Source organism: Candidatus Limnocylindrales bacterium (assembly GCA_035626395.1).
GTDB lineage: Bacteria > Desulfobacterota > Binatia > UBA1149 > CAITLU01 > DASPNH01.
The window spans coordinates 568846-582636 of the sequence record DASPNR010000042.1 but is presented as its reverse complement, the minus strand read 5'-3'; the positions used below and the strand labels follow the sequence as shown (position 1 = coordinate 582636).

Genomic DNA, 13791 nt, shown 5'->3' with positions numbered 1-13791 from the left:
CCTTGCGGCGCCGGCCTTCCGCCTACAGTCCCTGCGCGGCCAGCAGCCGCTCGTGATGATATTCCGGCGATCCCGCCAGATTGCGGCAATAGCGGCCGCGCTTGTAGTACAGGTGCGCGTCGCACTCCCACGTGTAGCCGATGGCCCCGTGGATCTGGATGCATTCCTCGCCGGCGCGGTCCAGCGCCTGCGAAGCGTATGCCTTGGCCATCGACACGTGGCCGCGAGCATCGGGCAGGTGATCCACGGCCCAGGAGGCAAAGTACACGAGCGATCGCGCCGACTCGATGTCGACGAAGATCTCGGCGAGCTTGTGCTTGACGCCCTGGAACTTGCCGATCGGCTGCCCGAACTGCTTGCGAACCTTGGCGTACTCGGTTGCCAGCCTGCAGGCCGCGTCGGCGGCGCCCACCATCTCGGCCGACATCGCCACCGTGCCGGCGTCGAGCACCTTGGCGATGTCGCTCCAGGCGGCGCCGGGCTCGCCCAGACGATCGGCGGCGTCGACGACGACGCCTTCCAGCGAAATCTGCGCCACGCGGCTGGTCTGATCCACCAGACGCTGCGGCGTCACCGTGACTCCGGCAGCGTCGCTGGCGACGGCGAACAGGCTCGTGCCGCCCTTCTCGCGCGCGGCCACGAGCAGCAGCTGCGCAGACTGGCCGTAGCCGACGAACATCTTGGTCCCGTTGAGCACGATCTGCTCACCGCTGGCCTCGGCCACGGTCTCCACGCCGGCCTCGGAAAGATCGTCGCTCTCTTCGAGCACGGCCAGCGTCGCGATGGTCTCTCCCGAGGCGATCGCCGGTAGCCAGCGCCCTTTCTGACGCTCGCTTCCCAACGTTCCGATCGCGCGAGCCGCCACCGCGCTGGCAAGAAGCGGCGACGGGAAAAGGGTGCGACCGGCCTCTTCGGCCACCACGATCAGATCCTCCCACGCAAGACCCAGCCCGCCGTGCTGCTCCTCGATGGCCAGCGCAGGCCAGCCGAGCCCTGCGATCTTCGTCCACAGGGCGGTGTCGTGAGCGTCCCTGGAGGACATGATCTGACGCACGCGCTCGAGCGGACACTCGCTGTCGAGGAAGCGGCGCACCTGTGCCTTGAGCTGCTCTTGCTGGTCGCTGAAGCCGAAATCCATGGCGGCGAGTCTTCCCACGCAATTTTACTATTTGCAAGACCCTGCATATGGTCCGCCATCCCACTGTTCACGGAGGATTTTCGTCCATGGCTACTGATTCTTTCGGCCTGAAGGGCCGCACCGCCATCATCACGGGCGCCGGCGGCGGGCTCGGCCGCGCGCACGCCCTTCTGTTCGCCAAGCACGGCGCCAACGTCGTCGTCAACGATCTCGGCGGCAAGCACGACGGCACCGGCAAGGGCTCGGAGATGGCCGACAAGACCGTCGCCGACATCAAGGCCGCCGGCGGCAACGCCGTCGCCAACTACGACTCGGTCTCCACCGAAGAAGGTGCCAACGGCATCATCCAGACCGCGCTCGACGCCTTCGGAAAGGTCGACATCCTGGTCAACAACGCGGGCATCCTGCGCGACAAGTCGTTCGTCAACATGACCGATGCCGATTGGGATCTGGTCTTCGCGGTGCACGTCAAGGGCGCCTACTACTGCAGCAAGGCCGCGTGGCCGCACATGCGCGAGCAGAAGTACGGCCGCGTCATCCTGACCTCCTCGGCCTCCGGGCTCTACGGCAACTTCGGACAGACCAACTACTCGGCCGCCAAGATGGCGCTGGTCGGCCTCGGACAGACGCTGGCGCTCGAAGGCGAGAAGTACAACATCCGGACCAACGTCATCTGTCCGGTGGCGGCCAGCCGCATGACCGAGTCGCTGATGCCGCCGAACATCCTGGAGAAGCTCAAGCCCGAGTGCGTCTCGCCGCTGGTCGTCTACCTGTGCTCGGAGAACATCGACGTCAACGGCGAGGTCTACGAGGTCGGCGCCGGCGCCATCTCGCGCATCGAGTGGCTGCGCAGCAAGGGACTGGCGATGAATCCGGACGAGATCAGCGTCGAATCCGTCGCCGCCGCGTGGCAGCAGATCAACGACATGACCGATGCGAAGATCCTGCGCTCCATCGGTGAGTCCACGCAGGCTACGTTGATGCACTGCCTGGCGTAACGACGCTGCCAGAGAAGTGTTTCGGCACCTTTCCTGCCAGGCCGGGAAAGGTGCCGACTCCTTCTTCGACGCATTCACTTCCAAAAGGAGATTTCATGTCGATCGACGTCAACAGAGTGCTGGGGCAGAAGCTGGCCGACATGCCCTTCGACTGGAAGGAGCGCGACATCATTCTCTACGCGCTCGGGCTCGGCGTGGGCGTGGGCGAGTCGCCGGTCAGCGACAACGTCCTGCGCTACACGTACGAGAACCAATTGAAGGTCATTCCGACCTGGGGCGTCATCCCCGCCTTTCCTGCGCTGACCGGGGTGCTGTCGGTGCCGGGCTTCGAGATCAATCCGATGATGATCCTGCACGGCGAGCAGTCCACCGAGATCCTCTGCGACGAGGTGCCGACGCGCGCCGAGACCGTCACCTCGGCCACCGTCACCGGCATCTACGACAAGGGCAAGGGCGCGCTGGTGACGCTCGAGGCCGTGACGAACGAGAAGAGCGGCAGGCCGCTGTTCCGCAACGAGTTCGGCATCTTCGTGCGCGGCGAAGGCGGCTTCGGCGGCCCCTCCGGTCCGGCGGCGGGCAATGAGGCGCCGTCGCGGCCAGCCGACGAGGTGCGCGAGTATCCGACGCTGCAGCACCAGGCCATCATCTATCGCCTCAGCGGCGACTATAATCCGCTGCACATCGACCCTCAGTTCGCCGCATTCGGCGGCTTCGAGCGCCCCATCCTGCACGGCATGTGCACGTACGGAAACGTCGGGCGCGCCATCATCGACGCCTACTGCGACGGCGACCCCACGCGCTTCCGTTCCATCAAGGCGCGGTTCTCGGCGCCGGTGATGCCGGGCGAGACGATCGTCGTGGAGATGTGGAAGGAGTCGGACACCGACATCCTGTGCGAGGCCAAGGTGAAGGAGCGCGGGCTGGCGGTGGTCAAGAACGCTCGCGCGACGATCCGGTAACGCGCCACGGAGAACGAAGTGCCGAAGAGTCCGACACCGGCAAGGGCTTCGCGCGCGGGCAGCGGTGCGCGAAGCCCCCGGCCACGCAACCGCGAGCAGACCATCAAGGACATCCTCGATGCCGCCGAGGCCCTCCTCGACAGCAAGGGCCCCGACGGCTTCGGCCTGGCCGAGCTCGGGCGCGAGGCCGGCATCTCCTTCGGCCTGATCCATCACTACTTCGGCGGCAAGGAAGGCCTGCTGCGTGCCGTGCTGCAGCGCACGCTGCGCGAAATGGGCCGCGAGATCCGCCGCATCCAGGACGCCGGTCACTTCTGGGACCCCGACGCTCCGGCCGTGCGCGTGGTCTTCGATACCTTCGCTCGAAAGCCGGGGCTGGCTCGCCTTCTGGCATGGGGCCTTCTGACGGGGCTGCTGACGGTCGAAGAGTGCTCGCACGAGCCCGACCGGGCGGCGCTCGACGCGATGATCGACAAGTTTCGCGAGGGCATGCCCGGTGCCACGCGAACCGATGCGGCCGCGACCACCACGCTGCTGATGAGCGCGGTCCTCGGTTTCAATCTGCTGCGGCCGTTCCTGGCGCAGACGTCGGGCTGGACGGCCAAGACCGACACCGTACTGCGCGATCAGCTGGTGCGTGCCATGGGCGCACTGGCACGTCCTCGAGGCCCGTCCTCCAGCTAGGCGCCATTGCCCACCGGTGGGCTGGATGGTAATACTCGCAGGTCATCCTGACGTCTCGATCGCGTGACGGATGCCTCCAGGACGAGGCATTTCGCCACGCACACACAATCCAGGAGGAGATCGATGAAGAAGAGGGCATGGGTTTTCGGCTCGTCGCTTCTTGGGCTGGCGCTCGTGTTGGCAGCGCGGGCCCAGGCCGCCGACGACATCGTCGTCGAAGGAGCGCCGGCCGGCGGCGTGGCCGTCGAAGGAGCAGCGCCAGGTGATCCCGCCACCGGCGAGAAGAAGGCCGAAGAGCCGGAGGCCAAGCAGAGAGGCTTCTACGCCGGCGGCGGCGTTGGCTGGGCGTTCTGGGAAGCCGAAGACAATTCCGACGCGTACGATCCGAGCTTCACCGTCGACGACGTCGGCGACGACAGCGACTTCCTCTGGACCGCCTTCGGCGGCTACCGCATCGCGGAATGGGGCGGCCTCGAAGTCGGCTACACTGATCTCGGCGGCTTCAGCATCACCGATGAGGACGCCGGCGGCGTCATCGGCGACGAGGACGACGCCGACGTGGAGGCCAACGGCATCGAGGCTCGCATCCGTGTGTGGCACGACCTCGGCACACCGTGGGTTGCCGGCATCGGCGGCATCGGCGTGTTCATCTACGACAGCGATCAGGACGTCAGCTGCCGCAGCGCCGGCGTCGGCACCGACTGCGGTCTGGTCGGCCGCAGCGGCCGTGCACTTTCGCCGCGCGAGGACAGCGGCGAGGCGCTGACGGTCAGCGCCGGCCTGCAGTTCCGCGTGCACCGCAACGTGCTGATCCGCACCGAATGGCAGCGCTATTTCGATGTGCTCGATCAGGCGGTCGACACGGTGCAGGCCACCGTGGTCGTAGGCTTCTACGACTTCTTCGGACAGGGAGAGATCAGCGGCGGCGGCGACTTCGGCGGCATCATCGTCGAGTAGCTGCCGACCCTGCGGCTGCAACGAAAAAGCCCCGAGGCACGATGCCTCGGGGCTTTTTTCATGCCGATTGCGGGCTCGCCTCGCGACGCCGCGTACGATCGATCAGAAGTGGAAGCCGAGACCTCCCGTCATTCCGACGAAATCGTAATCCTCCAGCTCACCGAACGGCAAGTTGTAGGCGGCCTCCAGATTGATGGCGAGCCATTCCGTCAGGTAGAGGTCTGCGCCGATTCCGCCACGCAGGAGGAAGTCCAGGTCCCGATCGGTGGAGCGGTTGGCGTTGGGGTCGACCGACTTTCCCTTCTCGTCGCGATAGGAGCGCTGGCCGCGCATCAGACCGCCGCCGACGGCAAGATAGGGTTGCACGGCGTGCGTTCCATAGATGAACTTGCCATTGACCGTCGCTGTCCACGCTTCGAAATGGCCGAAGGGATCGAAGTCCCATTCCACGTAATTCTCCCACAGCGCCTCGACCGCCATCCATTTGAGGAAGCGATAGCCGCCGCGGACGTTGTAGCCGTTGCTGGCCCTCTCGTCCTGGATGAAGTCGCCCGGGGAGAAGCTGTCGAGGCCGAGTGCATAACCGATGCCGACGTAGGGGCCCATGCCGTACTGGATTTCCGTGGGCGCCGCGGTCTGGGTGACGGTGGCTGGCGGAGCCGAAGGAGCAGCGGGCGTTTCGACGGCCGTCTCGTCCTCGCCGTATGCGCCTGCGAAGGCCATCGTGCTCGTGCCAACCAGCGCCAAGGTGCAAAGCGCGGAGACGTACCTGGTCTTCAACCTCATCTTCTTCGATCCTCCTGTGGCTGATTTCGCGCAGCCGCTGAGCACCGGTCCATGGGACCGCCTCGTTGCGAGCCACCTCACCGCCGCGCGTCCGAATTCGAGTCTAGCTATCGAAGCCCAGGAGGGCAACGCCAGCGGGCAGCGGCTCCTGCATGACGGGATGGCCGGCAGGCACCGCGACCGGCGTCGCGAACGTGCGTGCCGACCATGAAAAAAGGCCGGCCCGGTTGCCCGGGCCGGCCTCGTGTCGAAGCGGTTGCCGCCTCCTAGAAGCGGAAGAACGCGCTCAAGCTGAACGGCAGGATGTCGATGTCGCGAGACGATGGGTCGCCCCATACCGGCCAGATGTACGCGACGTCGAGATTCATACCTACGTTGTCGGTGAAGTAGAAGTCGACGCCGACCGCCGGCCGAAGAGCCAGAGCGTCGCCGTTGAAGCCACGCGGCACACCGAACACCGGATTCTGCTGGTCCTTCGCATCCGTGTACTCCCAGCCCGCGCCGAAGCCGATGTACGGCTCGATATTCCCTTGGATCGGGAAGAACTTTCCGCTGACGCTGAGCATCCAGGCGTACTGATCGGCGCCCCTGTCGGGCCCCGGACCCTCATCGCTGCGGAAGTTCAGGAAATGCTCCCACATCGCCTCGACGGCGAACATCGGAGCGACCCGATATCCGGCATAGGCCTTGTAGCCCCAGCTGTTGTCGTAAGTCTCGTCGTCGTCTCGCGGAACGACATAAGGAGCTCCGCCGTTGCGGCGAGGAATGTCGAAGAACTCGATGGCGTAGAGACCGCCGACGCCGAAGTACGGGCCGGCACGGAACTCTTCCTCGACCTCGGTACGCTCCGGCGCAGGACGCGGTGCCGGCGCGGGTGCCGGCATTTCCGTCGGCTCCTCGCGCTCACCGTACGCGCCGGCGAACGCCAACGAAGCGGAGCCGACCATCAAGGTGGCACAAAACAACGAGGCGAATTTTTTGTTCATGATGATCTTCCCTTCCCTTACGATTTTCAGCACAGCGACCGTCTTGCGGGAAAAGGCCTCCTTTTCGGACGGTCGCGATGGTGGTGATTCGATCTCGGAAGCGTCTCCGCTCTATCGATTTCGATCGGACACTCCTAACTTAACAGGCAAAAGGCATAGGGATCAATTCCTGTGCCCACCCGTAAGTCCCAGCAGAGGTCTGTCAACCTCCATATGACCGGCACATCCGAGGAGTAGCAGATGCGCCGGGCTAGCAAGGCCGGGCCGGATCATGCCGACCGACCCCGCAGACACCGTCCCTACATGAAGCGAACGAATATGCTCGCATTCACAGGGATTATGTTGACCTCTTCCGCATCGGCAAGCTGCGAGCTCACCGGCCACACATAACCTCCCTCGACGGCCACGCCGACGTTGGAGGTTACATAGACATCCACACCCGCGCCGAAGCGCAGCGACAGTCCATCCTCTTCGAAGCCCCGTCTCTGCTCGACGTTCTGCCATCCGACGCCCGTCAGCAGGAACGGCTGAACACGGCCGCTCATCGGATAGAGCTTGCCGTTGAAGCTGAGCATCGACGCCTCGATCTCGGCGCCGCTGCCGGCAGCGGCGCTCGATGGGCGGCCGTCGAAGCCGAGGTAGTGCTGCCATTCGACCTCAGTCGCGAACATCGCGTGCGACCGGTAGCCGCCGCGAATGTCGTAGCCCCACGAGTCCTGCCAATCCGCTGCGTATCCGTCGACGTCGAGGGCCTCGACGCCATACGCCCCGCCGATCTGCAGATACGGCCCGGACCTGGCGGGATCGTCGATCCGGACTCGCGTCTCCACGTAAAGCGCGCTCGTTTCCTTCGCAGGCTGCGACCTGCCGGCTGCATGCCCGCTCTGGCCGTAGGCACCGGCGAATGACTGCGCTGCGGCCGACAGCAGCGCCAGCGCCGTCAACAGATGGAGCGAGCGATTCATCCTCCGGTCATTCCACATCGTCGCGTTTGGCCGGACATCGCCCGTCACTGCCCGGCTGCTACATGAACCGTACGAAGAAATTGACGCTGATCGGAATGATCTCGAAGTCCTGATCCGACAGCTCTCCCGTCACCGGCAGCACGTACCCAGCCTCGGCCGCCATGCCGACCATGTCCGTGAAGTACACGTCCGCGCCGAGGCCGAAGCGAAACGCGAAGGCATCGTGGTCGAAGTCATGGAACCGGCTGCGCTCCATCTGCGCGTTGTGCCAGCCCATGCCGATGAGCGCGTACGGCTGCACCATTCCGTGCAGCGGGTAGAACTTGCCATTGGCGGTCAGGATGTAGGATTCGAGATCGCGGCCGGCGCTGGTGACGCCGGCGACCGGAACGTCCGCCTTGTCGAAGTCGAAATCGAGGTAGTGCTCCCACTGCGCCTCGACTGCCACCCACGGACCGATACGGTAGCCGCCGCGGATGTTGTAGCCCCAGCTGTCGTCCCACTCACCGCCGAAGACGCCGGGGCCGGGGAAGCCTGCCACGAAGACATCGGCGTCGATGTTCTCGATGGCGTAGACACCGCCGGCCTGCAGATAGGGCCCGCTGCGCGCGTAGTCGGAGACCTCACGGCGCCGCTCCACCCGCTCCTGGCGGCGCGGCGCGGGCGCCGGACGTGGGCTCTCGTAGATCTCTTCTTCCTCACCGTAGGCGCCGGCATGCGCGAGCGACGTCAGCCCCGCCAGCAATGACAGGCAGATCAGGGATGCGAGCGATTTCTTCCTCATCATCGTCTCTCGTTGCTCCTCTTCCTTCGTCGGAGAAAGGTTCCGATGCCGTTTGTCGCAGCGTCGCCGGCGTCTAGAAGAAGCGCCACTGCAGGCCGAGCGTGATAGGTATGGCTCCGAAGTGGTCGAGCTCACCGAACGGGAGCACGTACCCCGCTTCGGCGTAGATCACGAAGTTGCGCGAAGCGTAGAAGTCGATGCCGGCGCCGAAGCGCGCACCGAACGCGGTTTCGCTGTTGGAATTGGCGCCGTTGGGCTCGTCGCTGCCGGCGTAGCCGAGACCGGCGAGAACATACGGCTGCACCGGTCCGGGGAGAATGAAGCCTTTGGCGTTGGCGCCGATCATCCACAGATCGGGGTCACCCGCGCCGTCGAAACCGGTGAAATGTTGCCACTCCGCCTCCAGCGCAAAGAAGGGATTGAAGCGATAGCCCGCTTTGATGTCGTAGCCCCAGCTGTTGTCGAAGCCGCCGCCGGCCTTGTTGTCGAAGTTTTCAATGGCGAACGTTGCGCCCGCGCCGATGTACGGTCCCGACCGTCCTTCGTCGGTCTGTGCCGACGCCGCCGCTGCCCAACCCGCGATGCACAAAGCTGTGAGCCCTGCTGCAAATCGTTTCACCGACATGCCTCCTCCCTCCAGTCCAAGTTGTTAGATACGGAGTGATCCGTCTGACGGCCATCGAGGCCTGGGATCGCCACCACCACTCATCCGCTCGCCGGGACGGGCTCACCCGCCTGCGCCGGCAACCGGGCAGGTGTTCCACGAGGGGCCCGCCCTACAACCGCGGCAAACTATATGCCGCCAGGATAAGGGGCGCAATGCACCCCCGGCGTGGGTTGACCACCGTTCGGGGGCACAACTGCCGCACCGCGCCATTGCTCAATGCTTCGGATTCTCCTGCAGTTGCGCCGCACATGTCGCGTGCGTAGAAGCCACCACCGCGAGCCCGCAACCGTGCCACGCAGCCAGTCCAGACGCTTCGCGCTCGCGACCTTCGCTCTTGCCACCGTGCTGTTCCTGGCCACCCTGGAACTGGCCCTGCGCCTGGTCCCGAGAGCCATCCCACTCGAGGTGCTCGAGCAGTTCGAGCCGCGCCTGCGCTCGAAACTGGCATCGAGCCTGAAATTCCCCACGCGCAAGGACACGGTACTGGTGCCGCGAACGGACGGCGGGCCGGCCGACATCCTGTGGGTCTACCGACCGGAGGCCGAGGTCACCTGGACCGTGGACGAGCCGGGCGTGGTCAAGACGGTGCGGATGGATGGCGCGGGCTTCTGCAACCCCGCGCCGGCGCCTGCGCAGGCAGACCTTGTCGCCGTGGGAGACTCGCTGACTTTCTGCACCGCGGTGTCCGCCGACAGCACGTGGGTTTCCCGCATCGCGCCCATGCTGCGGACGTCGACGTACAACCTGGCGCTGCCCAACCGCGGGCTCTACGAATACCTTCAGCTCCTCGAGCGCTTCGGGCTGGCGAAGTCGCCGCGGGTGGTCGTGGTGACGATCTACGAAGGCAACGACTTCCGCGATGCATCGATCTATCGCAGCGCCCGCCAGGGCCGCGGCCCTCGCGACGTGTGTCCGTTCGGCGCCGATGCCGCCTGTCACGTCGTCGCGGGCGTGCGCGACTCGGCAATTGGACGCCATAGCCTTGCGATCAACTTCCTTGCCGCGTCGGCTTGGCGGATGGCCATCAAGAGCAGCAAGCGCGAGATCGACTTCCGCTACCACGCCAGGCTCGCCGACGGCACGATCCTCGAGCTCAATTCCCGCAACGGAGACCGCGACGAGGTGACTTTTGCCAAGGCGCTGGCCGAAGGGCGCATCACGCCCGACCTGTTCGATGAAGGTCTGGAGCGCCTGCGCGCGATGGGCCGGGAGCACCGTTTCCAGCCCGTGCTCGTGTACCTGCCGTCGGCGTATACGGCCTACGCTTCGGTGGCACGCTTCGAGGATCCTTCCATCGAGCGGCTGATGCGCCAGTACAGCGAGCGCCTTCGTGCCTATTTTGCGACGAGGTCGCGGGAGCTGGGCCTTCCCTACCTCGACACGACGCCGGCCCTTTCGGCCGCCGCCGCACGCGCCACGGCGGCCGATCCCGTATTCTTCCCCGCCAACGTGCACCTGACCGCAGGCGGCCACGCCGTCGTGGCCGAAGCCATTGCCGGTTTCCTGCGCGAGCAGGGCTTGCTGGGAGAGGTTGCGACGGGAGCAGGCGATGAGGCCCGGCTGCAGGCGGCAGTGGCCGCGCGCAGCCGGGCGCCTGGTGATCAGGGCCGGTAGGCGATGCCGAAGCTCAGCGCGATGACGTCGAACTCATTGATGTCGCCGACGCCGAGAATATAGGCGATGTCGGTGGTAACGACGACGGTCTGGGTGGCGTAGACGTCGATGCCGCCTCCGAAGCGCATGCCGAACCCGTCGTGCGTCTCGTGCGGCGGATTGGGCAGCGTGTTGTCCGTGAATTCGTAATCCGCGTAACCGGCGCCCAGCAGGACGTAGGGCTGGAAGCGGCCGGGCAGGAAGTAGCCGCGGCCGTTGAGCCCGATCATCCAGCCATCGACCTCGGCAGCGTTACCGTCGAATCCGGCGAACTTCTCGACCTCGAGCTCGAGCGCCGCAAACTTGTGCATGCGGCGGCCCAGCCGGAAGTTGAAGCCCCAGCCGTTCTCGAAGTCGCCGCCGCTGGTCAGATCGCCGAAATTCTCGATCGCGAAGGTGCCGCCCACGCCGATGTAGACGCCCGTGCGGCTCTGATCCGCCAGCTCCTCGGCGGCCGTCTGCTGCTTCTTGACCGGCTTCCTGGTGGTCAGCTCGCCGAGGTCGTCGTCCTGGGCCGTCGCTCCCTGAGCCGTGAGCAGGAGCGCCGCCAACGAGAGTGCAAGAACTCGTCCGATATACATTCGGTCCTCCTTTCGATCGGAAACGGAAGCGCGGCCCGAAACGGCCTTGCTCCATGTTCTTTCAGCGGACCAGCGGCCAGGTGTCAAGTCTGGCGGCCGAAACTGTTCTCAGGCTGCACGCGCCGCCGGCGCGACTTCTTCGGCGAAGGCCTGCACCTCGTCTTCGAAGACGGGGCCGAACTGCATGAAGATGAAGTGGCTGATGCCGATCTTGCGGTACTCGTCGATGCGCTCGAGGCACTCGTCGCGCGAGCCGATCATGATGCGGCCTCGCGCCTGTTCCGGGCTCATCTGATAAGTGTGCGCGAGCATCTGACAGACCGTGGCCTGCCGGTCGGCGTCGACCGAATAGCACAGCGGCATCGCCACCGTCTTCTCGATCTCGTCGCTGTCGCGTCCAATTTTGTCCGCATGGCGCCGGATGACGCCGACCAGATCGGCCATGTCGGCGGGCGAGCCGAAGTAGTTCCACATGTCCGCCCACTGGGCCACGATGCGCAGGAGCACGTTGCGCCCGGCGCCGCCGATCATGATGGGCGGCCCGCCGGCCTGGACCGGCCCCGGCACCGCCATCGCATCACGCACCGTGTAGTGCTTGCCCTCGAGCGTGACGCTGTCGCCGCGCATCATCCCCTTGATGATGCGGCAGGCCTCGTCGAGCGCCTCGAGCCGCTCCCGCACCGGCTTGAACTCGAAGCCGAGGCTGCGGTGCTCGTGCTCGAACCAGCCGGCGCCGATGCCGAGGTTCAGGCGGCCGTTGCTGATGTGGTCGAGCGAGACCGCCATCTTCGCCAGCAGGCATGGATTGCGGTAGCTGTTGCCGTTGACGAGATGGCCGATGCGCGCCGTGGGCGCGACCTGCGACAGCGCCGTCAGCGTGGTCCATCCTTCCAGGCAAGGCCCGGTCGGATCCGTGAAGATCGGATAGAAGTGGTCGAAGTTCCAGAGCGAGTCGTATCCCCAGCGGTCGAACTTCTGCCACAGCTCGGAGAGCTGCGACCACGTGTAGTTCTGCTGGCCCGTCTGGATGCCGATGCGGAAGGGGTGCCTGGTGCTCATTCCCCTCTTCTAGGCGACGCCACCGACTCCGGCAAAACCACGAACCGGTAGATCGCCTCGGCCGTGGCGTCGATCTCCGGATGCCACTCCACGCCGAGCACGTGCTCCCATTCGAGCGCCTCGATGATGCCGTCGCCGGAGCGGGCGCTGACACGGAAGGGATCGCCGACCCTGGCGATGGCCTGGTGATGACAGGAGGAAACCATCGCGCTCTCGCCGAGCAGGGTCGAAAGCATCGTCCCCGGCTCGATGGCGATGGCGTGGTTGGTGATCTTGTCGCCGCCGCCGTGGTCGAGCGCCCGCGGATTGCTCGTGCGCACGTCCTGCACCAGCGTTCCGCCGAAGCACACGTTGAGGAGCTGCATCCCATAGCAGACTCCGAGGACACGCCGGCGGGCGTCGACGAAGCGCTCGAGAAGCGCCAGCTCCCAGCTCATGCGCTCGGCGTCTTCGAGCGTGGCCTCGTTCTCGTCTTCTTCCTCGCCCCACAGCTCGGCGGGAACGTCGCCGCCGCCGGAGATGACGAGTGCGTCGCAGATGCGAAAGGCCTCATCGGGATCGATGTCGGGGCTGAGCAGCACCGGAGCGGCGCCGACGGAACGCAGCGCGCGTGCGTAGTCGCGTGCGATGTAGACGTACTCACGGCCGGTACGCCAACGGCCGGCGCGGTCGATGTTGACGGTGACGCCGACGACGGTACGCCGGCCGCTCACCACCAGATCTCGTCCTGCAGGAGCTCGACATTCGAGCTGCCCGCGCAGGTCATCGCCGAACCCGTAGCCATCGATCCCGCGCGCGCCGACAGCTGGTGGTAGTCGGCTTCGAACTCGCCGTGCGCCGCCGGCATCGCGATGACGTGGTAGGTGGCCTGAGCGCGGCCCTCCTTGAAGTAGACGATCTTGCCGTCCTCGGCCAGGTCGTCCAGGTACGCCTGCAGCCGCCGCTCGCGCGCGGCCGGCATGTCTCCACGCGGAATGTCGAAGGCCAGCCCAAACACGTGCGTGGGCGGGACGCCGGCCTTGATCGTGTTGGCGTTGGCGTTGCTGGCCATCAACCGCTTCTGGTACGACCACGGCCGCACCAGGCTCGTCACCTGCAGCGGCGTGAACGCGTCGCCTTCGATCTCGCGCAGCCGCGCGGCGATCCGGTAGAGAAGGCCGGCTGCCGGCTTTGCCAGACGGTAGAGCTTGTGGCGCTTGACGGGGTCGCGCTCCTTTTCACCGACGGGCGAATTGCCGCTCTTGCGGATCGAGACTCCGAGCCCGATCGGATCGTCGGGCACATCCACGAGCCAGCCGCGCTCGCAGGCGCGATCGATGTCGGCGTAGTCTTCCATCCACAGCTCCTCGACGAGGCTGCGGGTAAAGATGCGCGCCAGATGGTCCTTCTTGGATTCGTTCTGCCGGGGAGCGGCCGAGGAGAAGACCTCAGGCTTGGAGGTCCGGCTGGCCAGCATGGCGCGGCCCTGCTGCGCGTGTGCAGTCATGTCTGCACCCAGGATTGCTGCACCCGCGGCAGCCGCCATGAAGAGCTTCACCGGTCTCATCCTCCACACCTGCACACCGTGTGTTCGC

15 protein-coding genes are annotated in these 13791 nt (G+C 65.8%); 5 read left to right on the top strand and 10 right to left on the bottom strand.

Annotated elements, in window-relative coordinates:
• Positions 1 to 22: 22 nt before the first annotated feature.
• Positions 23 to 1156 (bottom strand): acyl-CoA dehydrogenase family protein, encoded by a 1134-nt coding sequence (locus VEC57_18160; GenBank protein HYC01065.1) that lies wholly within the window; start codon positions 1154 to 1156, stop codon positions 23 to 25.
• Positions 1157 to 1224: 68 nt separating this feature from the next.
• Here VEC57_18160 and VEC57_18155 point away from each other — a divergent pair, with 68 nt between their 5' ends.
• The 4 genes from VEC57_18155 to VEC57_18140 all read left to right on the top strand — a co-directional run bounded on the left by VEC57_18155 (position 1225) and on the right by VEC57_18140 (position 4736).
• Positions 1225 to 2136 carry an SDR family oxidoreductase gene (locus VEC57_18155; GenBank protein HYC01064.1) on the top strand — a complete coding sequence of 304 codons (912 nt, stop codon included), beginning with the start codon at positions 1225 to 1227 and terminating at the stop codon, positions 2134 to 2136.
• A 95-nt stretch (positions 2137 to 2231) separates the two neighbouring features.
• Complete coding sequence (locus VEC57_18150) at positions 2232 to 3095, top strand: MaoC/PaaZ C-terminal domain-containing protein (GenBank protein HYC01063.1); 864 nt, start codon at positions 2232 to 2234, stop codon at positions 3093 to 3095.
• Between the two features lie 18 nt (positions 3096 to 3113).
• Positions 3114 to 3779 carry a TetR/AcrR family transcriptional regulator gene (locus tag VEC57_18145; protein HYC01062.1) on the top strand — a complete coding sequence of 222 codons (666 nt, stop codon included), beginning with the start codon at positions 3114 to 3116 and terminating at the stop codon, positions 3777 to 3779.
• A 123-nt stretch (positions 3780 to 3902) separates the two neighbouring features.
• Positions 3903 to 4736 (top strand): outer membrane beta-barrel protein, encoded by an 834-nt coding sequence (locus VEC57_18140; protein ID HYC01061.1) that lies wholly within the window; start codon positions 3903 to 3905, stop codon positions 4734 to 4736.
• Positions 4737 to 4838: 102 nt separating this feature from the next.
• Here VEC57_18140 and VEC57_18135 read toward each other — a convergent pair whose 3' ends face one another.
• The 5 genes from VEC57_18135 to VEC57_18115 form a co-directional block, all read right to left on the bottom strand.
• Complete coding sequence (locus VEC57_18135; protein HYC01060.1) at positions 4839 to 5522, bottom strand: outer membrane beta-barrel protein; 684 nt, start codon at positions 5520 to 5522, stop codon at positions 4839 to 4841.
• Between the two features lie 266 nt (positions 5523 to 5788).
• Positions 5789 to 6508 carry an outer membrane beta-barrel protein gene (locus VEC57_18130; protein ID HYC01059.1) on the bottom strand — a complete coding sequence of 240 codons (720 nt, stop codon included), beginning with the start codon at positions 6506 to 6508 and terminating at the stop codon, positions 5789 to 5791.
• A 299-nt stretch (positions 6509 to 6807) separates the two neighbouring features.
• The gene (locus tag VEC57_18125; GenBank protein ID HYC01058.1) at positions 6808 to 7473 is read right to left on the bottom strand and encodes an outer membrane beta-barrel protein; all 666 of its coding nucleotides are present in this window, start codon (positions 7471 to 7473) and stop codon (positions 6808 to 6810) included.
• A 58-nt stretch (positions 7474 to 7531) separates the two neighbouring features.
• Complete coding sequence (locus VEC57_18120) at positions 7532 to 8260, bottom strand: outer membrane beta-barrel protein (protein HYC01057.1); 729 nt, start codon at positions 8258 to 8260, stop codon at positions 7532 to 7534.
• Between the two features lie 70 nt (positions 8261 to 8330).
• Positions 8331 to 8876: a porin family protein gene (locus VEC57_18115; GenBank protein HYC01056.1), complete on the bottom strand. Its 546-nt coding sequence runs from the start codon at positions 8874 to 8876 to the stop codon at positions 8331 to 8333.
• A gap of 336 nt (positions 8877 to 9212) precedes the next feature.
• On the opposite strand from VEC57_18115, the gene VEC57_18110 reads away from it, so the two are divergent.
• Positions 9213 to 10538, top strand: coding sequence for a hypothetical protein (locus VEC57_18110; GenBank protein HYC01055.1), 1326 nt, complete (start codon positions 9213 to 9215; stop codon positions 10536 to 10538).
• On the opposite strand, the gene VEC57_18105 is transcribed toward VEC57_18110, so the two are convergent.
• From VEC57_18105 to VEC57_18090, 4 genes are all read right to left on the bottom strand, one after another.
• Positions 10526 to 11158: an outer membrane beta-barrel protein gene (locus tag VEC57_18105; GenBank protein ID HYC01054.1), complete on the bottom strand. Its 633-nt coding sequence runs from the start codon at positions 11156 to 11158 to the stop codon at positions 10526 to 10528. The two genes, VEC57_18110 and VEC57_18105, sit on opposite strands and share 13 nt — an antisense overlap.
• A gap of 108 nt (positions 11159 to 11266) precedes the next feature.
• Complete coding sequence (locus tag VEC57_18100) at positions 11267 to 12217, bottom strand: TIGR03560 family F420-dependent LLM class oxidoreductase (protein HYC01053.1); 951 nt, start codon at positions 12215 to 12217, stop codon at positions 11267 to 11269.
• Positions 12214 to 12930 carry a gamma-glutamyl-gamma-aminobutyrate hydrolase family protein gene (locus tag VEC57_18095; GenBank protein HYC01052.1) on the bottom strand — a complete coding sequence of 239 codons (717 nt, stop codon included), beginning with the start codon at positions 12928 to 12930 and terminating at the stop codon, positions 12214 to 12216. The genes VEC57_18100 and VEC57_18095 overlap by 4 nt, the downstream gene beginning before the upstream one ends.
• On the bottom strand, positions 12927 to 13763 hold the full coding sequence (locus tag VEC57_18090; GenBank protein HYC01051.1) for a DUF5715 family protein: 837 nt from the start codon (positions 13761 to 13763) through the stop codon (positions 12927 to 12929). The genes VEC57_18095 and VEC57_18090 overlap by 4 nt, the downstream gene beginning before the upstream one ends.
• Between the last annotated feature and the right edge of the window lie 28 nt (positions 13764 to 13791).